Source organism: Hydrogenibacillus sp. N12, from assembly GCF_019645935.1.
GTDB lineage: Bacteria > Bacillota > Bacilli > Thermicanales > DSM-22653 > Hydrogenibacillus > Hydrogenibacillus schlegelii.
This window is the reverse complement of the sequence record NZ_CP080953.1, coordinates 2,463,421-2,486,965: the sequence shown is the minus strand read 5'-3', so window position 1 is coordinate 2,486,965 and position 23,545 is coordinate 2,463,421. Positions and strand designations below refer to the sequence as shown.

13 protein-coding genes are annotated in these 23,545 nt (G+C 57.4%); all 13 read left to right on the top strand.

What is annotated here, in order from left to right:
* Nucleotides 1–89: 89 nt before the first annotated feature.
* The gene (locus K2M58_RS11625) at nt 90–4,214 is read left to right on the top strand and encodes an S-layer homology domain-containing protein (RefSeq protein ID WP_220677673.1); all 4,125 of its coding nucleotides are present in this window, start codon (nt 90–92) and stop codon (nt 4,212–4,214) included.
* Nucleotides 4,215–4,587: 373 nt separating this feature from the next.
* Complete coding sequence (locus tag K2M58_RS11620) at nt 4,588–6,801, top strand: S-layer homology domain-containing protein (protein WP_220677672.1); 2,214 nt, start codon at nt 4,588–4,590, stop codon at nt 6,799–6,801.
* A gap of 137 nt (nt 6,802–6,938) precedes the next feature.
* On the top strand, nt 6,939–8,360 hold the full coding sequence (locus K2M58_RS11615; RefSeq protein WP_220677671.1) for an Ig-like domain-containing protein: 1,422 nt from the start codon (nt 6,939–6,941) through the stop codon (nt 8,358–8,360).
* 216 nt (nt 8,361–8,576) lie between these two features.
* Nucleotides 8,577–9,449, top strand: a complete 873-nt coding sequence (locus K2M58_RS11610) for a YveK family protein (protein WP_220677670.1) — start codon at nt 8,577–8,579, stop codon at nt 9,447–9,449.
* Between the two features lie 4 nt (nt 9,450–9,453).
* Nucleotides 9,454–10,821 carry a UDP-glucose dehydrogenase family protein gene (locus tag K2M58_RS11605; RefSeq protein WP_220677669.1) on the top strand — a complete coding sequence of 456 codons (1,368 nt, stop codon included), beginning with the start codon at nt 9,454–9,456 and terminating at the stop codon, nt 10,819–10,821.
* Complete coding sequence (locus K2M58_RS11600) at nt 10,818–11,771, top strand: NAD-dependent epimerase/dehydratase family protein (RefSeq protein WP_220677668.1); 954 nt, start codon at nt 10,818–10,820, stop codon at nt 11,769–11,771. The genes K2M58_RS11605 and K2M58_RS11600 overlap by 4 nt, the downstream gene beginning before the upstream one ends.
* A gap of 336 nt (nt 11,772–12,107) precedes the next feature.
* Nucleotides 12,108–13,241 carry a glycosyltransferase gene (locus tag K2M58_RS11595; RefSeq protein ID WP_220677667.1) on the top strand — a complete coding sequence of 378 codons (1,134 nt, stop codon included), beginning with the start codon at nt 12,108–12,110 and terminating at the stop codon, nt 13,239–13,241.
* Between the two features lie 39 nt (nt 13,242–13,280).
* Complete coding sequence (locus K2M58_RS11590; protein WP_220677666.1) at nt 13,281–14,525, top strand: glycosyltransferase family protein; 1,245 nt, start codon at nt 13,281–13,283, stop codon at nt 14,523–14,525.
* Nucleotides 14,512–15,642, top strand: a complete 1,131-nt coding sequence (locus K2M58_RS11585; RefSeq protein WP_220677665.1) for a glycosyltransferase — start codon at nt 14,512–14,514, stop codon at nt 15,640–15,642. Before K2M58_RS11590 ends, K2M58_RS11585 begins: the two co-directional genes overlap by 14 nt.
* Entirely contained in the window at nt 15,639–16,751 is a 1,113-nt protein-coding gene (locus K2M58_RS11580; RefSeq protein WP_220677664.1) for a glycosyltransferase family 4 protein, read from the top strand. Before K2M58_RS11585 ends, K2M58_RS11580 begins: the two co-directional genes overlap by 4 nt.
* A gap of 110 nt (nt 16,752–16,861) precedes the next feature.
* Nucleotides 16,862–18,247 (top strand): sugar transferase, encoded by a 1,386-nt coding sequence (locus tag K2M58_RS11575; RefSeq protein ID WP_220677663.1) that lies wholly within the window; start codon nt 16,862–16,864, stop codon nt 18,245–18,247.
* A 148-nt stretch (nt 18,248–18,395) separates the two neighbouring features.
* On the top strand, nt 18,396–20,900 hold the full coding sequence (locus K2M58_RS11570) for an O-antigen ligase family protein (RefSeq protein WP_220677662.1): 2,505 nt from the start codon (nt 18,396–18,398) through the stop codon (nt 20,898–20,900).
* A 323-nt stretch (nt 20,901–21,223) separates the two neighbouring features.
* A complete protein-coding gene (locus K2M58_RS11565) occupies nt 21,224–23,446 on the top strand; it encodes a copper amine oxidase N-terminal domain-containing protein (protein ID WP_220677661.1) in 2,223 nt (740 codons plus the stop codon).
* The last annotated feature ends 99 nt before the right edge of the window (nt 23,447–23,545 follow it).

Sequence of the window (23,545 nt, the reverse complement as noted above, 5' to 3'; positions counted from 1 at the left end):
ATCTTCCTCCCGATTCGTCCGATACTCCCTGATGAACCGTTTTCGGGATCACAGGATGGTGAAAGTCAGCCGTTCGGGAGGTCGATGGGATGCACCGCTCAGGAAGACGCCGATTCCGGATTCTCCGTCCTCACGATGGCCGGCCGGGCGGCCCGCGGGCGCCGCTTCTGGCCGCCCTGCTTTCGCTCTTCCTCATCGCCGGTCTTTGGCCTCCTTCGGTTTTTACGTCTCTGCCGCAGGCGAGCGCGGCCAACGATCCGCCGCTCATCGTGCTCGATGGCTTCGGGGGACTGGGGACGGAGCCGGACAAGCCGGTTCTCTACGGTAGCCCGACGATTACCCTCTCCGGGAGCGTCGCGGCGAACATCGACCCGAGCGGGCTTCGCCTTCGCATCACGAACCAGGGCCAGACGGAGGATCTCGCCTCGGTCAAGCCCATCGTCGACGGCACCCGGTTTACCTTCCGCGACGTTCCCCTCCGGCCGGACCTCAACACGATCGTCTTCTACGACCGGCAGGGCGTCGTCGAGCGGACGCTCCTTACGTTCTACGTCCGCTACAACGACACGCCGCTCATCACCGAGCTTCGGGTCAACGACCAGCCCCTTTCGGTGCTGGAGGACACCCCGGCGATCGTCACCCTCCCCAACCCGGACCGCCTCACCCTTTACGTCGACGGCCGCGGCGTCAACCTCGAACAGGTGTGGGTGAAAAACAACCGCACCGGCGACGAAGCGCAGGCCGACGCCGTCGGCGGCACGTTTTCCGTCCGCCTGTCGGCCAAGACGGGAGAAAACGTCCTCTCCTTCCGGGCGGTGAAAAACAACAAAGAAGTCGTCTACCTGAACCGGACGGTCATCGTCACCCTCATGAGCGACGGCGGCGACCTCCTTTACGACGTCCGGGTCGGCACCGGGCAAAACGGCGCGCCGGTGACGACCTTAAGCCCGGACGCCGATCCGACGCAACCCACCCTGGTGCCGGTGAATCGCGACACAGGGAACGTCGTTCGATCCGACGACTTCTCACAAAACCTTCGCTGGACGCTCGCCCTGGACGTATCGAACCCGGACCGCCGGCCGGTGAAGTACGAGCTTGTCGCCGTGCGGACGAAGCCGGACGGCACGCAGGAGACCTATGTGCTTTATCGTAAAAGCGGCACCCCGCTTTCCCCCGACGCGACGAGCGGGACGAAGGCGCTCTTTTACGCGCCGGCCAATGCGGCGAGCGTTGCTCAGGACGTCGACGGAAATTCCCTCCCCTTCGACCCCGCCGACCGGTGGGCGCTCTCCGCCCGCTACTGGGTCGAGGAGCGGATCGGCGGAAACTGGACGCTAAACCCGACGGAGATCGCCGTCAAACCGGCGTTCTTCTTCCGCTTCGTCGACGCGTCGCTTCCCCGCTTTCTTGCCGTCACCGAAGCCGCCGGCGGGAAAGCGTGGACCGACGGCGGGACCGTGAGCCTGCCGACGCTCCCCTTTGAACTCCTCCTCGAGACGCGGAACATGCTCGATGCCAACGGCGCGTTTGATGCCACCCGTTTTGACGTGCTGTGGAACGGAACGCCTCTTGCCTCCGGAACAGACTATTCCTGGAAGCCCGAACGTGTCGATCAAGCGACCCAGACGGCCACGGTGCGGCTTACGCTTCAGGCCCTTCCGGGGAAAAGCGGCACCCTCACCTTCCGGTATGTGCGCGATCCGAACGACCCGAGTACCGCCGCCACCTTCAGCGTGCGCTTAAATCTCCTCACCGCGCCGTACGTGGCCCTCACCGCCGTCTTAAGCGGCCCGAAAACGGTCAGCGTCGATCGCGCCCTCGACCTCAAACAGCCAGAGGATCTCATCCGTCTCATCGGCCGGGTCTACAATTATCCGCTGGGCAAGGACAACGCCGATCACCCGACCAACCTCACCCTCACGCTGAACGGCGTCTCCATTCCGAGAGACCAGATCACCATTGGAAGCGACGGGGGGGTCCCGACTTTTACCGTCGACGGATCGGTATTGACCGGGACGCTCAAGCTCGCGCCGGGCAACAACCTCTTCGTCGTCCGGCTGGACGACGTGCCGGAGGCCCGCTTCCAGTACGAGATCCGGGTGCTCTCCGGCGAGGCGCCGATGATCCAGGACATCGTCTTGAAGACGGAACAGGACGGCAAGGCGATCGAACTTCGGCCGAGCGGCGCCGACAACGTCTACCGCACGAACGCCGCCTATCTCCGGGAGCTGAGCTTCCGCATCCCGAACCCTCAGGACAAAATGGTGCTGACCATCACCAAAAACGGCCGCGCGATCGGAAGCTATGAATTTGACGATACTCAAAATCGCTGGCTTCTCAAAACCGGAACCGGAAGCCTGTATCAGGCCTACCTCGACGAACTGAAAAACCGTTTTAACGACAGCATTCAGGGTTACGGCACGACGCCGAACTATCACTTTCCGCAATCGGTGTCCGGAAGCGATGCCTTCTCCGGCGGGCTCACCCTCTCCCGCTACCGCCAGACCCTCGATGCGGTAAAAACCTTGCAGAACGCCGACGACCAGGATGCGGCGCTGGCCCTCCTTCCGTTCACCCTCCGGCGAACCGGCCAGACGATCTACGTCTTGACGCTGGAAGACGCTCAGGGCCGGCGGGCGGAGGCGACAATCGTCATCGAGCGGGCGGCGGCCGGCTGGAAGGTCCTCGCCCCGCTCAAAGCCAAGCCGACCGACCCCTACCCGATCGTGAACAGCAACGCCGCCGTCGTGAAAGTCTTTGCCGAAAAGGCGACCAAGGTCCTCATCGGCAAGGAAGAGGCCAAGACGTCCAACACGACGAAGCCGGACTTCGTGTTCAACGAAAAGCTCGGCGACGAGGCGCCGGAGACGTACTACGTCTTCACGGCGACGGTGCCCCTAAAGCCCGGTCTGAACAAGATCCCCCTCACCCTCACCTTTGCCGACAAGACGTACAAGGACGAAGTCCTCATCTACAACGCCAACGCCCCCATCACCGGCGCCGAGTATTACGACACCCTCGGCAAAAAGACGAGCTTTACCGCTTTCAACAAAGCCGTGACGCTGACCTTCCCCAGGGGGACGGTCCTCCTCAAGCCGCCGCCCAAGCGGTTCGACGACGAAGTCATCGACCGGCAGACCGACCTCTACACCGACGTGCCGCTTTACTTCGGGCTCGCCAACCGGACGACCGGCGAGGTGACCGAGCCCGGTTCTGCTCTTGCGTCTTCCCTCATCCTGCCGGCGAATTTCATCTACGCAAGCCCCCTCTACTACATCGACGCCGGAGACGTCGCCGCCCCCGGTGGGCGGGATCCGTACCTGGTGAGCAACACCCTCGGCCTTCGGGACTTCCGCAGCCGGGCGATCCTGAGGGACAACCTCATCCCGAGCCAGCGGGGGACGCTCACGCTCGCCTACGATCCGTCCATCGTCCAGCAGGCGGCGAACCAGCTCACCGTCTTCTACCACGACGGCACCCGCTGGCAGAACCTCGGCGGCGTCGTCGACCCGAAGAAGCACACGATCACCGTCCCCTTCAAGCGCTTCGGCTACTACATGGTCATGAAGCTTAACCAGTCCTTCGCCGACGTCGTCAACCATCCGTTCGCCCAGCCGGCGATGGAGACGATGTATGCGAAGGGCATCATGCCCAACTTCTCGAGCTCGACGTTCGGTGCCTACCGGCCGGTGAGCCGGGGCGAACTCGCAAGCGACCTCGTCCGGGCGCTGGATCTTCCGATCAACGCCGGCCCGTACGAAGACAGCGAGGGTCGCTATCCGCTGGAGCCGTCGTTCTACGACGTCCGTCCCTCCGGCGATACCTGGGACTACGCCTACCGCTACATCGAAACGGCGGCCCGGGCCGGGATCGTGAGCGGCAAGCAGCCCGGCTACTACTACCCCGACGCCGACGTCACCCGCCAGGAGGCGGCGGTGATGATCGCCCGGGCGATGAACCTGAAGCTCCCGGCGACGCCGGAGGCGGCCCAGGCGATTCTCGCCAAGCAGTTCACCGACGTCAATCAGATGCATTACTACGCTCTCCCGGCGATCGCCGCGGTGACGAAGGCCGGCCTCATGCAAGGCTCGCCGGTGAACCCGAACGACAAAAAGTCCCTCTACACCTTCAATCCCCGGGCCCCGCTCACCCGGGCCGAGATGGCCGTCATTCTGCAGAAGATGATGGTGCAGCTGAAAAAGCTTCCCAAATAGATCATTCCTTCCGGCGCGCAGAGAAAGATTCTGCGTGCCGGATAAATTTTTGGCTATGCATTCAATTTCGATCGCATCACAATTCCATTCATCGTCCGTGATCCGCCGGCCCTTCCCCGTATTCAAAGCGCCCCGTAAGGCTGCGGTTAGGCCGATATGGTGCGGACTGGCTTGATCAACGGCATACGATGGAAAACAAGCCGGGAGCAGGCTGATCGATCCACTTTTCTTGGTAAACGGAGAGGCGATCCCCGCATGGCAGTGAACTGGTTGGCAGTGAACCGGGAGCCGTAAAAGGGGTGGTAAAAGTCCTTTTCTTCCTGTAAATTGGAGCTGAGGATTCTCTCGCTGTGGAATAAGGGGGGGGAAGGCGATGCCTCTGCATCGGACGAAAGAGAAGGCGAACAGATGGTTTGCCATGCTTATTCTGCTGCTTATTCTCGTCCTGGGCGTCGGGAGCCTGCCGTGCGCAACGCTGGCCGCAACGGATCCGCTTCAAGATTATGTTCTCCGGATGAAAGGCGTCTTGGAAAGCCTGGATGAGGGCGGTCGGGCGGCGCTTGCCACGGTGCGGTCAAATGTCGAGGGCATCACCGACGATGACTGGGAAGACATTCTGACGGTAAATGGAAAGAACCTCCAAGAATTCGTGGACGGAAAAATCGGCAACGGCAAGTCCAAGGAGATCATCGGAAACCTGATCAAGATTATTTACGGCACAAAAGAGGGGCTGGAATCGGATATTCGAGTATATCGCATTAATTATGCACCCTACTTCGACATTATCTTTGGGGATGAACACGCCGTTGACGCGTTCTTCGCCTTTCTGAACGAATCTTTGCGTGAATATGAGGTCCGGTTGCGGGCGCTTCTCTCCGGGTCTTTTCCTAAAAGGTACACGTCGCTCGATGAGGTCATTCGCGATGCCATGCGAACGGCGGCCGAGAAGACAGGCCTGGACCAGACGCTGGCCAAAGGTCTCGAGATCGGCGTGGAGGACTTTTTGACGATCAAAGAGCGGCTTGACGCGAATATCGATCCGGACAGACGGGGGCTTCAAGCGTTGGTATGGGGCCTGGCCCGTGCTGGAGGCGTTTCGATCTCTGGACCGGAGACCGTCAGGGCGGGGCAGGTGGGGCAGTATACGCTTTCCTTTATCGACGGCAAGACGGTCCAAAGCGGCGCGTCGGAATCGTCGGTCGGCTTGGAATGGAAAAGTTCCGACCCCCGCCTCGCCTCTTTCGACCCGGATAGCGAAGGCCTTCTGAAAGCCCACAGCGAAGGGAAAGTCAGGATTGAAGCATGGTTGCTCGGTTATAAAATCGCCGAAAAGGACGTGGTCGTGACGGTGTCGAGGACCGGCGGGGGCAACGAAGCCGAGGGCGACAAGCAGGGAAAAGGGCGGGAGCCGCTGGAACTCAAGATCTCAGAAGACACGGTGACACGGGCGCTGGCCGAAAACCCGGGTAATGAATCGCGGTTCATTCGGCTCGAGCTGGCCGATGTGGCGCTCAAACCGGGGGATACGGTGAAGGTGACGCTTTCCGGCCACTCCCTTTCAAAAATCCAATCGGCCCAAAAAGGACTAAACATCACACTGAGCGGACTTGGCCTGGTCCTTCCTCATGACGCGCTTCCGGCGTTTGGGGATGCCGACGGGGACTTCTCGCTCACGGTTCGTGTTGAGGAAGCGAAGAATACGCCAGTGCGCATTGCGTCCGCGCCGACGACCGAGGTCGTCTCCTTCGCCTATGCGATCGAAGGGCCCGGAAGTCTGAAACGGCCGATCGACGTCACGCTCAAACTCGCCGACGGCGGCACCGACGTCCGCAAGGTCGGCGCCTACCTGAAGCAGGCCGACGGCAGCTGGAAGTACATCGGCGGAAGGGCCGACGCGGCGAAGAAGACGCTCACGGCCAAGATGAGCCGCTTCGGCACCGTGGCGGCGATCGCCTATCACAAAACGTTTGCCGACCTCCAGAACCACTGGGCGAAAGACGTCGTCGAAGTGCTGGCCGCGCACCACATCGTGAAAGGGAAAAGCGAAGACGTCTTTGCCCCGAACGAGAACGTCACGCGGGCGGAATTCGCGGCGCTCATGCTGAACGCGCTCGGCCTCCCCGTCGAGCGGGCGGCGCATCCGTTCCGCGACGTGCCGGAAGGCGCCTGGTACCGCGACATCGTGGCGACGGCTTACCGGCACGGTCTTATGGCCGGCGACGGCCAAACGTTCCGGCCGAACGCGCCGATCACGCGGGAAGAGATGGCCGTCGTGCTGGTGAACGCGCTGGGGATGAAGGACGAGGCGGCCGGGAAAGCGCCGACCTTTGCCGATAGCGCCAGCATCAGCGCCTGGGCCAGAGGGGCGGTCGGCCTGGCACAGGAGAAAGGACTGATCCGAGGCGTCGGCGACAACCGCTTCGCCCCGAAAGCGAACGCCAAGCGGGCGGAAGCGGCGGCGCTTCTCTACAACGTCGTCTTTCAATCCGATTCAGCGTCACAGGATGGTATCGCACCCTTGGATGCAACAAAGCGTTTGCCTGGAGATGCCCGTGGAATGGCAGAGTGGCCATTTTTCGGCATTTGAAGGCTCCTCGGCAGATCGGCCGTGGGTGAGGTACATTCGGTGAGGTCTCCGCCTACCGAACCTGGAGTGCGACCTGCTACCCTATAAGTCCTAAACAGGACAAAGGGTGCGGTTCCCCCTTCGGCACGGCGCATGAGATGCTTTATGCCGATGCGGTGCGCCTGGAGAAAATTCTGAGCGCCTTCAAAAAGGCCCATCCGGACAAGGCCGTAACCGTCCTCTTCGGACACCTGCACGCCGCTTTGAGCTGGGAAGTGGACGGCGTTCGCTACATCATCAACGGAGACGGCGCGCTCAAGCGATACGTCCGACCCGAGTGGGGCGGCATGCTCGCGTACACTAAGCTTATCATCGACGGAAATCGGATCGACTTCAAGTTCATTCCGCTCGTCAAAAAGATTTCCATCGTCGACGAAGCCATTCAGAGCGGCGCACTCAAGCTCCCGGTCGGCGCCGAACGCAACTTGCAACTCTACGGCGATTTTTCCCTCCTGACGGCCAATTACATCTTGCCGCTCAACAAGACCGTTCCCATCAATCCATTCGCCGACCACATCGAGATGACGTGGACGTCGTCCGATCCCGATGTGATCGCGGTCGATGAACGCGGTCGAATCACCGCGAAACGGCAGGGGAGCGCCACCCTCACCGTCGCCGTCGGCGGCGCCACCCAATCGCTCACGGTGACGGCCGTCGATCCGAAGGTCATCCGGCCGCTCAAGCTCATCCTGGATCCCGCCGAAGCCGTGACGGAAGGCGAGCCGATCACCTTCCAGGTGACCGCCTTCGACGCCTATAGCAACGCCTTCGCCCTCGACAATAAGGAGGTGGCCTGGTCGGTCAAAGACGACATCGGATCAGTCCAGGACGGCGTCTTCACGCCGGGGATCACAGATGAGGATCGCGTCGGCCATGTCGTGGCGCTCTTCAACCAGAAGCGCGCTGAGGCCAAGGTAACCGTCAAGGCGACGTCCCGTCCGACGAGCTTGATCGTCGTGCCGGATGAAGCGCATCTTCGAAAAGGCGAACGGCTCCCGCTCACCGTGAGACTCCTCGACCCGTACGGCCGGGAAGTGCCGCTTTCCGGGAGCGCCCTGCACTTTGAAAGCTCGGACGTGCGCATCGCCGCTGTGGACGATCACGGCGTGATCACGGCGGTCGGGGCGGGGCAGGCGACCGTTCAGGTGACGTATGAAGGGCTTGAGGCGATCGTGAACGTGACCGTGACAGAAGCCGAACCTTCCCCCTTCCACGTGATCAGCTCACGCCTCGAACGGAAGGACGGCATCCAAGCGACGGTCACCATTCAGCCTGCCGCGCCGTTCGCCTCCAGCGCGGTGGTCGTCTTCCAACTTACGAAGCGCGTGGGCGATATGGTCGAACCGGCAGGCATCGTGGCGACCGAAAAAAAGAGCTGGAGCGATACGCCCGAGACGTTTACCGGTTACTTCAACGTGATCGGCAGCGATTATCAGGTGAACGTCTTCGTCCTGGATGAATTCAGCAGCGCGCCAGAGCGCTCACCAAGGAGTCTGATGACGCCGATCGAACTGAAATAAGCCGAAATTAAATAGGGAGACCGGGCGCGCCTTGCTGAAAGTCTTGAAAGACAAGGCCTTGCTGCATGCAAACGTCAAAAGCTTTCCGTGCCAAAAGCCCGGGAAGCTTTCAGCTCTTTACGTTGACTTTCACTTCGAATCTCTGTACGCTAGGTTTTGGGCAGCGTGATCGACAAAATCAGCGTCCGTGTGTCGGCCTGTTATGGGAGGAAGAAGATGGAAGAGCAAGTTCATCGCAGAGCGGCGGATGTGACGGACGAGATCGAACTCATCGACCTGATCCGGATCATCTGGAAGCACCGTCTGCTCGTCGTGATCGTCCCGATTCTGTTCGGCGTCGCCGCCTACGGCATCAGCTTATGGATGAAGCCTACATACGAATCGTCGGCACAGATCGTCTTGAGCAACATGGACGATCCGGTCTACAGCGATGCGGAAAATGCCAAAGCCCTTCTGTTAAGCCGTGATACACTGGCGCCGATCATGGAAGAGCTGGATCTTCCTTTTCACGGGGTTGGTGATTTTAAAAAAACCTTACAAGTTGAAGGGCAATCGAAGCGCATCGCCATCACCATGAAGTATCACGATCCGAAGGTCGCACAGGCCGTGGTCGACCGGATCGTCAAGCATTTCATGGAACAGAGCAACGCTGCCTATCTCGAGAAGCGGAAGCTGGTCGAAGAGATGCGCAGTTCGCTCCTCCAGTTGCAACAAGCGACCCAAGAAAGTCTTGCGCGCAATAAGGCGGCGCTCGCGTCGATTGAGGCGAATCCCCATCTGTCGAATGAAGAAAAAGACATCACGCGCGCTCGTCTGATCGACTACATCTCACGCGATGAGTATTCGCTCAAGGATTTCATCCAGCAGATCCAACAGATCGATCAACAGCTCTTATCCATGAAAGAAGCGCAGATCATCGAACAACCGACCTTGCCTCGGCGGCCGGTGGCGCCGAAGAAAGGGCTGAACGCAATCATCGGCTTTGTGCTGGGGCTCATGCTTGCGTTCGTGTATGTCTTCATTCGCGCGTATTTTGAGCAGTACGGTTATCGGCTGAAAGACGATTGGCAAAAAACGGTAGGAGTTTAAAACGATGCGCGTGGTGATCGTCGGCGCGGGCTACGTCGGCCTCACGACAGCGGTGCTCCTGGCCTACATCGGGCACCACGTCACCGGCGTGGACATCGATCGACGGAAGCTCGAGCTCCTTCGCCAGGGGAAAAGCCCGATCCACGAGCCGGGCGTCGAGGCGATGCTGGCCCGGCTCGGAGACCGGCTCTCGTTTACCGACGACCTCAAGGCTTCCGTCACCGAGGCGGACGTCGTCATGATCGCCGTCGGCACGCCGGAGAAGGCGAACGGCGAGGCCGACACGCGGTCTGTCGAGGCGGCCGCGCGGACGATCGCCGAAGGGATGGCGAGCGGCCGCGCGTACACCGTCGTCGTCAAGTCGACGGTTCCGATCGGGACGAACCGGCGCGTCGCCCACGTCATCCGCCGGACGCTGGAAGCGCGGGGGACGGAGGCCACCGTGTGGGTCGCCTCGAACCCGGAGTTTCTCCGGGAGGGGATGGCCCTTTACGACAGCTTTTACCCCGACCGGATCATCATCGGGGCTGAGGCGCCGGAGGCAATCGAGGTGCTCCGCCGGCTGTACCGGCCGCTGCTCGAGCAGACATTTGACCCGCCGGAGGCTGTCCCGAAGCGCGAAGGGTACGGCTTCCCGCCGCTGATGACGACGGACCCGATCAGCGCGGAGATGATCAAGTATGCGGCGAATGCCTTCCTGGCGCTTAAAATCAGCTTCATCAACGAAATCGCGGGGCTTTCGGAAAAGGTGGGCGCGGACGTGATCGAGGTGGCCCGGGGGATCGGGCTCGACGCGCGGATCGGCCCGCGGTACCTGGCTGCGGGGCTCGGCTGGGGCGGGAGCTGCTTCCCGAAAGATACGGCGGCGCTTCTGGCCGTCGGGCGGGAGCATCATTACGAGATGCCGATCGTCGAAGCGGCGCGGCGGGTGAACGAGCTGCAGCGCGAGCGGGTCGTCGAGAAGCTGCAGTCCGCCTTAAAAGGCGTCCGCGGGCGGACGATTGCCGTCCTCGGGCTTGCCTTCAAGCCGAACACGGATGACGTCCGCGAATCGCCGGCCCTCGCCGTCATCCGCCGTCTCATCGCGCTCGGCGCGCACATCCGCGCCCACGACCCGATCGCCGTCCCCAATGCCGAGCGGGCACTCACTGAGGCGGAGCGGGCGGAGGTGACCTTCGTCTCCGACCCGTACGCCGCCGCCGAAGGCGCCGATGCGCTCCTTCTCGCGACGGAGTGGGCGGAATACCGCCGCCTAGATCTCCCGCGCTTGAGGGGTCTCATGCGCACGCCGGTCTTCCTCGACGGGCGGAACGTCTACGCGCCGGACGTCGCCCGTGCGGCGGGACTCACGTATATGGGGGTGGGACGATGAAGCATGCGCTGGTGACCGGCGGTGCGGGATTCATCGGGAGCCACCTCATCGACCGCCTGCTTGCCGAAGGCTGGGCGGTGACGAACGTCGACAGCTTCGACCCGTTCTATGACCCGGCGATCAAGCGAAAGAACATCGCCGCCCACCTCGACTATGAGCGTTACCGCCTCGTCGAAGTCGACATCCGCGAATTGAGCATGCTCCGCCAGGCGCTCGCCGACGACTACGACGTGATCGTGCATCTTGCTGCGAGGGCGGGTGTGCGCCCGTCGATTCAGGATCCCCTCGGCTACCAGGAAGTGAACGTCACCGGGACGCAGAATCTGCTCGAGCTCGCCCGGGAACGGGGCATCCGGCAGTTCGTCTTCGCCTCCTCGTCGAGCGTCTACGGCGTGAACCCGAACGTCCCCTGGCGGGAAGACGACTGCGTCCTTCGGCCGATCAGCCCGTATGCCTCGACGAAGGTGAGCGGCGAACTTCTCGGGCACGTGTACAGCCACCTGTACGGGATTCGCTTTATCGCCCTCCGCTTTTTCACCGTGTACGGCCCCAGGCAGCGGCCGGATCTTGCGATTCATAAGTTCGCGAGGCGAATGCTGCGGGGCGAACCGGTGCCGATCTACGGCGACGGGATGAGCCGGCGGGACTACACGTACATCGACGATATCGTCGATGGCGTGCGCCGGGCGATGGACTATGCGGCCACGTCCTATGAGATCATCAATCTGGGCAATCAGCAGACCGTGAGTCTTCTGGAAATGGTACGGGCGCTGGAGGAAGCCCTCGGCGTGCGGGCGCGTCTGGAGTTTTTACCGGCTCAGCCCGGGGATGTGCCTCAGACGTGGGCGGATATGGGAAAAGCCGAGCAACTTTTGGGCTTTAAGTCGAGGACTCCTTTCCGAGAAGGACTCAAACGTTTTGTGGAGTGGATAGCCGCCCAGGCATCGTAGCCTTAACGTCCTTTACCTTTGTGTCTCGGGGTCTGCCGGAGTTTTGGTTAACCCCCTGACCAATACGTTAACCACTTTCGGCTTCTTATCTTCAGTATCTTCGTCCGAGCTTAGGTGATCCTCTTGATCTTTTGTCTGCTACGGCATCCCGTCATACAAAACATTTTGCACCTGCAGGGAATGCGTATCGCAACATATATTTTTCCGCTTATAACATTGCCTTATCTAGCACGAGTATTGGGAGCCGATATCTTTGGTCCTTTTTCCTTTTTTTAGCAGAAAGTAAATGTCTTGACCTGGAAGTTTGGATCGAACAGGTCATTGGGGTGTATCGAGATGTCCTCGTCAAACAAAAATAATCCAACTGTCTCTCTTTTCCTCCCCTCTCTCCGCGGCGGCGGAGCCGAGCGTGTCATGGTGAACCTCGCCCGGGGCTTTGCTGAGCAAGGCCTGTCGGTAGACCTCGTGCTGGCCAAGGCCGAGGGGCCTTTCCTCTCACAGGTCCCTAAAGGCGTAAGGGTGTTGGACTTGGGTGCAAGGCGAGTGCTCCTTGCGCTTCCTGGACTGGTGCGCTATCTCCGGCGCGAAAGACCGCGCGCCATGCTTTCTGCTTTAAGCCATGCCAACGTTGTGGCCATCTGGGCGAGATTGATGGCACGGACCGGTACACGCTTGGTTGTTTCTGAACATAGCACACTGAGTCAGTCCACGATGAATGCTGCTGTACGACGGGAGAAGGCCATTCCCTTTTTGATCCGACGCTTTTATCCACTGGCGGATACGGTAGTGGCCGTGTCCCAGGGGGCGGCCGAAGACCTCATTCTCCAAACGGGTCTGCCAGCGGAAAAGGTGCGGGTTATCTATAACCCCGTGGTCACACCGGATCTTTTCGCGAAGGCGGACGAACCCTTGGACCATCCCTGGTTCCGGTCTGGTGAATCACCGGTGATCCTTGGGATAGGACGGCTCACTACGCCAAAGGATTTTCCCACGCTCATTCGCGCTTTTGCCTTGGTACGTAAGAAGCGTCAGGCGCGGCTTATGATTTTGGGCGAAGGCGAAGAGCGCCCCAAACTGGAGGCGTTGGTGCGAGAGCTGGGTGTAGAGGAGGACGTTGCGCTGCCGGGATTTGTGGAGAATCCTTACAGTTACATGAAGCGTGCCGGAGTATTTGTACTTTCTTCTCGTTGGGAAGGATTTGGGAACGTACTCGTCGAAGCCTTAGTTTTGGGGACTCCTGTAGTATCTACCGATTGTCCTCATGGACCTCGTGAAATTTTAGAGGATGGAAAATGGGGACAACTCGTGCCGGTGGGAGACGTGGAAGCCTTAGCTCAGGCTATTGTAGTGGGTTTGGATGAAGAACGAAGTCGGTCTATGGCACGAGCTAAAATCTTTGCATTGGAGGAGATTGTGAAGCAATATGCTGAAGTCCTTGGAATTGCCATCACAAAATTAGGATTAAACTAATGAGTTCGATTCTAAATTAAACTAAGAGGCTGATTTGAAATGACAGAGATCCTTCTTGCTGCCCCATTCTTTTTGGCCGCTTTGCTTTTTGTTGTAGTGATAGGATTTGTGCGCCCAAAGGTGTTTTTCGTTTTATTGATGGCTTTGATTTTGCGTACGGCTTTGGCTTTGATCCATGCGTTTGTCGTACCTCTGCCCGATTCACAGGCCGATGCCGTAATGTATCATCACACAGCGGAGATGTGGTCTTCTGAAGGGCTTGGAGGGGCGTTAAAACATTTTACGACCGGTGCCTTTTTATATTCTTGGGTTTTGGCCGTCATCTACAGTTTGACCGGACCGGTAGAGCTGGCCGGTCAGAGTTTAAACGTATTGTTGGGCGTCGCCAGTGTGTATCTGGTCTGGCGGATCGCCATGTGTTTAACGAACGGAGACGTCCGAACAGCAAAACGGGCGGCCTGGATCGCCGCCTTTTTTCCGACGCTGAATTTGTACTCGGCCATAACCATGCGGGAGGCCTTTATCGTTTTCTTCTTTTTGCTTGGTACGCTTTACATTATCAACTGGAGTCAAAACTGGTCACCTGTTCAATTCGTCAAGGGAACGGCAGCCTATCTGGCATCGGGATTTTTTCATACCGGCATGTTTATGTCGATTATAACCCTTGGTTTTTTATTGTCTTCTATGCAGGCATACAAATTGCTCAAACAGCGGGGAAGGCTGTCATTAAAATTGCTGGGTGCGGCAGTCTTTCTAGTCTTCGCTGCAGCCGTCGTCCTCATGACAGGATGGGGAATGGATAAAATCGGTATAGCGAAAAACATATCATACTTTCATGAGTATACTTCATCGGAAAGAGCCGGCTATCTCCAAAGCATGACGGTTGAATCCCCTCTTGATTTAATATGGCAAGCCCCTATTCGTCTTTTTTACTTTTTGTTCGCTCCGTTTCCCTGGATGGTTCGTTCGGCGATCGATCTGTTCGGTTTGGTTGATGCGCTTTTGTACTTCTTGATGACATCCATGATTATCGGCAGATGGAAAAACATAGATTCACGAGCTTTAAAATTCAGCTTGGCGGTGGTGGCGGTGGGGCTACTGGCATTTGCGCTCGCCACTTCAAATTACGGGCAGGCGATTCGACATCGCGCCAAATTTGCTCCTTTGTTGATTCCGATGGCGCTGGCTGTAAGCCGGAAGGCCAAGGCTAGAGCCAGAGACAGGGTCAAGGGAAAAGCAATGTGGAACGAACGCCAGGAGGTCGGCTCCGGTGCAACGTCCTAAAGTCGATTTTCTTACGACGGCCCTTAATTATGGGGGAGCAGAGACTCAGCTTGTGCGGCTGGCGATGCGTCTCAAAAAACGGGAATGGAACGTTCGGGTTATCTCTATGCTCCCTCCGGCGGCTTATGTCAGCGAACTGGAAGTGACGGGCATACCGGTATTCTCGCTCGATATGCGTCGGGGGATCCCTGACCCCAGGGCACTATTGCGCTTGGCCAGTATTCTCCGCCGGGAGAGACCGCTCGTTCTCCACAGTCATATGGTCCACGCCAATCTTTTAGCGAGAGCGTCGCGGTTCTTGATCCGGACGCCCGTTCTGGTGTGCACGGCTCATAATATTGTTGAGGGCGGACGGCTTCGCGAAATGGGTTATCGTTTGACGGACCCTCTATGCGATCTCACGACCCAGGTCAGCCGGGCCGGGCTCGAACGGTATGTGCGGGTGGGAGCGGTCCCGAGAATCAAAATTCGCCATATCCCGAACGGGGTGGATACGCATCAGTTTAGGCCCAATACAGAGTCGAGGCATCGCCTTCGGAAAGAATTGGGCATTGAAGATGAGTTTGTGTGGCTGGCGGTCGGACGTCTAGAAGAGGCAAAGGATTATCCCACGATGCTTAAGGCGTTTGCTGAGATCAAAAAGAATCGGCCTCATTCGAAGCTCTTGATCGCCGGACAGGGTTCGCTGAAGGATGGAGTCGAAAAACTGGCGCGCGACTTAGGCCTTACGGGCAGTGTGATTTTTCTCGGTGTGCGCCGGGATGTGCCTGACCTCATGAACGCGGTCGATGCGTATGTCATGTCTTCGGCGTGGGAAGGCATGCCGATGGTTCTTCTGGAAGCTTCGGCGGTCGGCCTTCCGATTGTCGCAACGGATGTCGGCGGCAATCGCGAGGTCGTGTTGGACGGGGTGACGGGTTTTTTAGTCCCTCCAAAGAAACCGCAAGCTCTTGCCGGGGCGATGATGAACGTGATGGATCTATCTCCGGAAGAGCGAGCCGCGATGGGATCGGCCGGACGCAAGCACATTGAGGCCAATTACAGCATGGATCGTGTCGTGGAGATGTGGGAGGCGTTGTATTTTGAACTTCTTGAACGCAAGGGGGTAAGGGTTTGAAGATCGCGTACGTCATCACCCGCTCCGATGCGATCGGAGGCGCGCAGGTTCATGTGCGAGATCTTGCCACGGCCATGCGGAAAAAAGGACATAAGGTCACCGTATTGGTCGGAGGTCAAGGGGTGTTTACAGAAGCGCTTGCCATAAGAGGCATTCCGCATCGAGCCCTTCGATATCTGGTTCGCCCCATTCGCCCCTGGGTGGATGTTATGGGGCTTTGGGAGTTGCGCTCCGTTTTGGCCGAGCTTAAACCTGACCTCGTTAGCGCGCATTCTTCTAAAGCGGGGTGGCTGGGGCGATTGGCGGCACGAAGTCTCGGGATCCCGGTCATCTTTACCGCCCATGGCTGGGCCTTTACGGAAGGCGTGCCGAGGCCAAAGCGCATGATGTATGCTTTCGCGGAACGCATGGCAGCTCCTCTTTCCGACCGTATCATCACAGTGTCGGAGTACGATTTCAAGCTTGCATTAAGTCATCGAATTGCAAAAGCGGATCGGCTGGTCGTCGTGCACAACGGAATTCCGGATATTACGCCTGCGCTCCGGGCCCAACCTGAGAACGGACCGGTTTGTATGGTGATGGTGGCGCGTTTTGAACATCAAAAAGATCATGGAACTCTCATTCATGCTCTAGCCGAGTTGAAAGCATTAGAATGGAAATTGGAGCTCATCGGCGACGGGCCGTTGCGGGAGCAGGTTAAAAACGAAGTAGAGAAGCTCGGTCTTCACGAACGCGTGTCCTTCTTGGGTGCCCGGAAGGATGTGGCGGAGCGGCTGGCGAAAGCACAGATCTTTGTTTTAACTTCCAAATGGGAAGGGTTTCCGCGCAGCATTCTCGAAGCGATGCGCGCCGGCCTGCCGGTCATCGCATCGGATGTGGGCGGTGTGCGCGAAGCGGTCATCGATGGTCAGACAGGTTACTTAATCCCTCGGGGAGACCAAGAACGGTTACAAGAACGCCTCAAACAATTGATCTTAAATCATGAACTGCGAGCCCAGATGGGAACGGCAGGCCGTAGACGCTATGAAAAGCATTTTACCATTGAACGAATGGTAGAAAAAACGTTGGCGGTGTATGAAGATGTTGTCGCTCGTCGTCGAAAGCGATAGAATGAGGGCACAGATGATGAAAGCAGAAGCGTAGATAATGAAAGCAAAAGCGTGGATAATGAAAGTGAAGTTGCGTTTAGGTAAAGATTAAGCAGAGTCGAGGTGAAACCATGCGCCGGTTTCTGGTCACCTACTTTCGTCTAAGCAAAGTGGCGGTCACGGTTGTTGATCTTGTCTTACTCCTCGTTGGCTTTGCGCTGGCGTATCTGTTGCGGTTCGGCTTCGATATCCCGAGAGAAAACATATCACCGTTCATGCAGCTCATTCCAATTATCGTGGGAACGGGATACGTGCTTTTTTCCGTCTACGGCCTTTATTCGATCGCCCGTAAGCCTTACGGAGACATCGTTTTTTCCTTAGGGATCGCCCTTGCCCTGCTTCAATTGATGACGATGGCTGCGACATTTTTGATACGCGAGTTCGCGTTTCCGCGCAGCGTTTTTATGATCGCCTTTGTTCTTCAGTGGGGATTGCTTTCGGCCTGGCGCTATGCGGTGTTGCGCGTTAGAAGGGCGGTTCACGGTGAAAAGCAGGTGCTAATCATCGGGGATCGCGAAAGGATCGAAAGGATTGGTCAAAAGCTGCTCGAAGGGGCGATCGGCTGGTATCGGATTCGCGCGGCTCTCGAGCCGGATCATTATGAAGATCGCCGGGATGTGGTCTGGGACGAGATCGACACGATCGTCATCGGAAACGGCATAGATGAACGGATAAAAGCGAAGATCATCGAAGACGCCATCCGTTCGCACAAACATGTGATGCTCGCACCGGACGCCACAGATATTCTATTCACCCGCCCGCAGTTGATGCTGATCGAAGATGTGCCGATGGTTGGACTGACGGATTTTGGCCTTACGGAAGAGCAGAAGTTGATCAAGCGTGGCTTGGACATCGTGCTTTCGCTCGTCGGACTGATTGTGGCGCTGCCGCTTATGCTCATCATCGCGCTTATGATCAAGGTGACCTCGGAGGGGCCGACCCTCTACGTCCAAGAACGGGTGACCGAAGGCGGCCGGACGTTCAAACTGTACAAATTCCGCACGATGGTCAAGGACGCGGAAAAGCTCACCGGGCCGGTGCTGGCCACAGAGCGGGATCCGAGGGTTACCAAAGTGGGACGATTTCTTCGGGTCACGCGCTTGGATGAGCTGCCGCAGCTTTTTAACGTGCTTAAAGGGGACATGAGCTTTATCGGTCCTCGTCCTGAGCGTCCGCATTTTGTCAAGCAGTTTGAAGCCCAGTTACCGGCCTATACATACCGGCATCGCGTCAAGGCAGGCATTACCGGACTTGCGCAGGTCGTCGGACGGTATGCGACCGAAGTCGAGGATAAACTTGCGTTGGACTTGTACTATATAAAAAATTATTCGCTACTTTTGGATTTGAAGATTTTGATGATCACGCTCAAGGTTGTCCTGACCAAAGAAGCGGCGGCTGGAGTACGACGCAAGTTTATTCAGTCGGAAACACTTGAGCAAAGTGGCGCAGATGTTTGATGACGCAGCCTACATCTGAGATGCTTTCTCTTAAGATTCGTATTGCCCGAGATCCATGTGAGAGAAGCGCGGGAGGTTAGAAATGAACGGAAAGAGGCGCCAAAAGCGTCGATTCGCGGCCCAACGCACGCCCCATCGCGAATCCAGGATGCTATCGTCTTTTTCCCAGTGGATGGTTGCTTTATGGGCATTCGCTCTCGTCGCGTTTCCGTATTACCGGGGCTTATTCTTTTATGAAGACATGCTTTTTGCTGATATGATCATAGGGTTCTGGTCTCTTGCGGGGTTTGCGGTAGGGGGCTATTCTTTGTGGCTGTCGGGCGATGATAGGGGCGTCTGGGCGAGGATGGGAGGCGATCTGCTCTGGCTCCTTGGTGTGACCGCTTCCCTCCTTCTCATGCTTCAGTACGGTATGATGGCTCTCTTAGGAGTGCAGGCTTCGCATGCTTGGGATCAGGCTTACCGTATGGGGACGGTCCTGCTCAGCTTTATTGCTTTAACCGCTCTTTTGGTGGCCGCAGGGGAGAAAGGACGCCGGATCGTCTTTGTCGGTACGGCCATCTCGATCGGCTGGACGGCCTTGTTTCCTTTTTTGACCATTGTTGGACTCACTCGGTTCCCCGATTCGGTGCTCGGGACGCGGTTTTCGTCCGTTTTCCAGTATCCGAATACCTACGGTGCGATGGTGGGGGCCGTCATGTTGATGACGCTCATCGCCTTAAGCGACCCGCCACAGGATCTCCGAGCTTGGCGCTGGCGATTTCCCGCAGCATGGGTGTTGGTCTCATTTTCTGTTGGATTGATTTTCAGCGCTTCGCGCGGCGCATGGGTTTTGTGGCCGGTTGCGTGGTGGCTTGTACTCTGGCTGGTGCCAATCGTTGTGCAGCTTCGCATGATCGTTTTGACGCTGCTGCTTTTTCTCATCGTGGCGCCGATCCTCCCCGTTTTTCCGGCGTGGCAAGAGAAGAGTTCGTGGGTGGTCATTATCGCACCTATGGCGCTTGGCGCTGTCTATGCCGGTACCGTCATTCTTATCGATCGGTGGACACTGCAAAACAGGGTTGTATGGGAACTGTCGTCTGCCGTTTTATCCGCAAAGGCGTGGGAGAAGCGGGCCATCATTCCACTTGTTTCGATGGTTCTGGGTGTCCTGAGCTGGCTTGCACTTCGCTTGCCTCTCGTTTCGCGCGTGATGCCGGAAGCGGTAGCATTGCGGCTTGCTGACATCAGTCTGAGCACACAGAACGTTTCCGAGCGGTTCGTCTTCTTCCGCGACAGCTTGAAGTTGATTCGTGAGCACTGGCTGTTTGGCGCGGGTGGCGATGCCTGGCGCGATGTCTTTTTGCATTATGCTTCTTATCCGTACTATTCTACGCAGACACACAGCTTTATTTTTCAGCTGGCCATTGAAGGGGGAATCGTAGGTGTTCTTCTCTTTGCTGCCGTTCTGCTGTCCGCGTTCGGACTCGGCGTGCGTGCCTATTTCCAGGGCGAGGTTCACGAACGATATCGCGTCGTCAAGGTAGCCGCACCGGCGCTTTATCTGCTGGCGCACGGGCAGATTGACTTCGACTTTTCGTTCGGGTATGTTTTGCTTGTCTTTTTTACTTGGCTTTCGATCCTCGCAGCTTCGGGCCTTACGGTCCAGACGTCGGATTGGACGGTCCGAACGAACGTCTTGGAGCCTCAGGGGATGAGAAATGGCACTCGACTGTGTGCGTCCTTCGTCCGATCATCTCGTTTTGGGGACGTTCTTTTCCTCGGAGCATTAGCAATGGGGCTTATTCATACGGCTCTCACTGTGCGTGAGGGGTATGCCATCCGGCTTGAGCCGGCCGGCCGGAGTCTCGATGACGTCAGGCAGATCATTGATTATAAGGCGCGCGTGCGGTATCTTGACCGTGAGATGCGTTTTATGAAGATCGAGTTTTATCGGCAGGCTTGTGAACAAACCCGTGATCCGTCATATTGCTCAATTGCGCTTCAGGAATTGGAGTCCGTGCACTCGATGTCGGAAAAAGATCCGAGGACGCTCATGAGGCTGGCTCGAATTTATGCGGACATGGGGGAGGAGACGGCCGATCGGCTTTATGCGCAAGCGGTGGAGACGGCCCCCCTCTTTCTTCCGGCTTATGAAGCCCGTTATGAATGGTTGGGAAAGCGGGCGCTTCAGGCGGTCAGATCAACAGTGCCGGAAAACACAATCGGCGCTCAGGGAGAGGCGAACCGGGCGATAGAGATCGTTCAATACGCCGATAAGGAAATGCGGAAAATGCAGCAACGAATCGAAGATGAACGGCGAAGGTTGGACCGCGAGTCGTCGGGACTCAAATATCCGGAGTTTACGGAGACTCCCATGATGCTGGCGTATCGGGGGATCGTGAAGCTCCTTAGCGGTGATATCGCAGCAGGACGGAACATCCTGGAAAATAAGGTGGATCAACTTCGGGATACCGAAGATCGGCTGGATGCGCGCTTGCTTCTTGCGGCTGCAGCAGAACACATGTCGGATCACGATTCGAAAGACAGATGGCTTCAGGATGCGCTGAAGTGGCAATCGCAGCATGAAGTGCTTGGTCAGATCAAGCTGGAGGAGCGATATCATCTTTTTTTGAGGTGGCTCGGAAAATTGTCCATATCGAGTACGAGATAAAAGGAATCCAGCAAAACTTTGGGCGTGCGCAAGCGTATAAGCTATTGGCCGGGAAATGGGCCTGCCAGTGCAATCAGCGCTTCGTATGACGGCGCTGGGGGCATTTGGTAGGGTGGCCTCGCTTTTAGTGAGGGCGAAAACCGCAACTTAAACCGGACATAGCCGTATAATCTATACGGCGTGGCCGGTAAACCTGCGGCTTCGCCCAAGTGGTGCGGAAGTCGCGGAGAAAAAAGGCGGGAAGGAGGCATGCGCTGCCGAACGACGGTTGGCAGGCCGAAGACAAATAAAGATGGTAGAGGAGAGCAAGGAGGTATAAATGCATGCGCGGCAGCAAAGTGCTGTCCATTGTCCTTTCGCTTGCGCTTGCGCTGACGCTTCTGCCCTTCGGAGCGTTCCACGCAAGTGCGGCGAATGCGTCGGTGAGCTTGGTGGGCTCGCAAAAAGTTTACACAGACGAAAAGACGACCAGTGAGTCAATAACCGTTTATTTCAAGCTCGATCCGGCCAATGTAGCCAAGTCAAGCGCATTTTTGTCTCTGGTCGACGATAACGGGAAAAAGTTTAAATTTACGGCTGCGAAAGATCCTAACTATACAGCGAATCCTCCCGTGAGCTTGAATGTTTACGAAAGCAGCGGTGGCGAAAGAACAACTTGGGTTCTTCAAGTCGAACCTGATACTGGAAAAAAGAATGAATTCCAGCTTGTAATCACCCCTGAGGCTGGCCAGGACGGCGTCGGAACGCTGTACCTCCGCATCGATCCGGCATCGCGAAATGATGAGTTCAGCTATACCGAGCTCAAGGTAGCCCAATTTAGCTCGCGGGATCCGCAGATCACCGTGATCGACAAGGATCGGTCTATTAGTGACGAGGGCGGAACCGTTCGATTCCAGCTCAGCGAGGAAGTGCCGTATGTCTTTGATTCCAATAAGACCATTACGTTGACGTTGCCGGATGGCTTTGCGTGGGGCAGCGCGGACGTTGCGGCTATCGTATCCGGCGAGATTGCGAAGACCGACATTGACATTAAGACGAACAACAAAGACCTGAACATCAAGGTTACTCCCAAATATACAGCCAGCAACCCGCAACGCATTATCTTCGAAGTCGAAGCGGGTGTGAATGTCGTCAAGTCTTCCACGGCACGCAAGGGCGAAATTCGTGTTGCCGTATCCAACGCTGAGCCGCGGACCATCATCATCGGAAAATACGGCGACTACGAAGTGACCGTTACGAGTGAACCGGGTGAGATCTGGGCCGGTCGGAAAGTGGAAACCGGTGAAATTGCCGGTAAGATCGTTCTGGAAGAATACCTGGCGGGCTCGCTTGTCGAGGGTCGCACCATCAAGCTGACCCTGCCGGTCGGTGCGGAGTGGCCGGAGAACCCCAACGACGCTTTCGACTACGACAAGGGCTCGAACAAAGCCAAGCTGCGCTGGGCTGGATATGAGCGGCTCGACGGGAAAAACCGCGTCGCCAAGTTTGCGGTTGATCGGAAGTCCACTTCTTCCGGTAAGACTGTCATCGAAGTAAAACAGGTCTTTACGGAAGCCAAGTTTCCTGAAGGGCCGTTAACGGTTGAGGTTACGGGCTCGGGTGTTCCGAGCACGAAAGTGACGCTTGCCAACGTGAAGCATATCGTCAGCGTCGCTTCTGAGAACAAGACGGGTGCTGTGATCGGTGCCCAGGATCAACCGCTTGGTAACATCGTAATTAAGGAAACGGTTGCCGGTGCCCTTCGTGGCGGGAAGTCGATCATTATCAACGCCGGTGACTTCATCACCCAGTTTACTGCCGTGGACCCGGTCGTCGAGGTCCGGAGCGGCGACATTGAACTCGGGAATGCTCGACTTGAGGATGCATCTTACTGGAATCTGGATAAATACTATGAGCTGGGTACTTCAAACCGGAACATTGTAATTGAAGTACGTCGGGCCAGCAATGAACCGAGCGAAATCGTCATCAAAGGCGTCCGGGCGACGATTGATCGTACGGCGCCGGAAGGCGAGATTCCGGTTAAAGTTGCCGGTTCTGCCGTTGTGGATTCGGACGAACCCAGTAAGGTGCTTCGCGACAACGGTAGTGATGATTTTGATTACAAGTACATTGAAGTCAGCCCTGTTCGCGTCGTGACACCCGCTGACAAGTCCAAAGACTACAGGGCCAAGTTTACGATTGATCAGACGTCTTACAGCGTGAATGGCGAGACGAAGACCATGGACGTCGCGCCGTACATTAAGGATAATCGCACCTTCGTGCCGGTGAAGTATGTTGCAGAGGCACTGGGAGTAAAGGATACCGATATTATCTGGAATCCGTACGCGAAGAGCGTGACGATCTTCAAGGGTGACCGCGTCATCCAGATGAAGATCGGCTCGAAGACGCTTCTCGTGAACGGTTCCGCGATCGAGATGGACACCGCGCCGGAGATCAAGAATGCCCGAACGATGCTTCCGATCGCCTGGGTCGCCAAGGCGCTCAACGTCGAGTACAAGTGGGTCGACGATGAGCGTTCGGTAGAGTTCTACAACACCGCCCAGTAATGAAACGGTCACAGATCTGACGAGACGGAAGCCCCCTCTGAATCTTGATTCAGAGGGGGCATTCTTTTATGATGGATGCGTCATTGTTATGACTGGACG

Coding starts and splice junctions, on each gene's coding strand:
- K2M58_RS11625 (WP_220677673.1), top strand. CDS start 90: ATGCACCGCTCAGGAAGACGCCGATTCCGGATTCTCCGTCCTCACGAT.
- K2M58_RS11620 (WP_220677672.1), top strand. CDS start 4,588: ATGCCTCTGCATCGGACGAAAGAGAAGGCGAACAGATGGTTTGCCATG.
- K2M58_RS11615 (WP_220677671.1), top strand. CDS start 6,939: ATGCTTTATGCCGATGCGGTGCGCCTGGAGAAAATTCTGAGCGCCTTC.
- K2M58_RS11610 (WP_220677670.1), top strand. CDS start 8,577: ATGGAAGAGCAAGTTCATCGCAGAGCGGCGGATGTGACGGACGAGATC.
- K2M58_RS11605 (WP_220677669.1), top strand. CDS start 9,454: ATGCGCGTGGTGATCGTCGGCGCGGGCTACGTCGGCCTCACGACAGCG.
- K2M58_RS11600 (WP_220677668.1), top strand. CDS start 10,818: ATGAAGCATGCGCTGGTGACCGGCGGTGCGGGATTCATCGGGAGCCAC.
- K2M58_RS11595 (WP_220677667.1), top strand. CDS start 12,108: ATGTCCTCGTCAAACAAAAATAATCCAACTGTCTCTCTTTTCCTCCCC.
- K2M58_RS11590 (WP_220677666.1), top strand. CDS start 13,281: ATGACAGAGATCCTTCTTGCTGCCCCATTCTTTTTGGCCGCTTTGCTT.
- K2M58_RS11575 (WP_220677663.1), top strand. CDS start 16,862: ATGCGCCGGTTTCTGGTCACCTACTTTCGTCTAAGCAAAGTGGCGGTC.
- K2M58_RS11570 (WP_220677662.1), top strand. CDS start 18,396: ATGCTATCGTCTTTTTCCCAGTGGATGGTTGCTTTATGGGCATTCGCT.
- K2M58_RS11565 (WP_220677661.1), top strand. CDS start 21,224: ATGCGCGGCAGCAAAGTGCTGTCCATTGTCCTTTCGCTTGCGCTTGCG.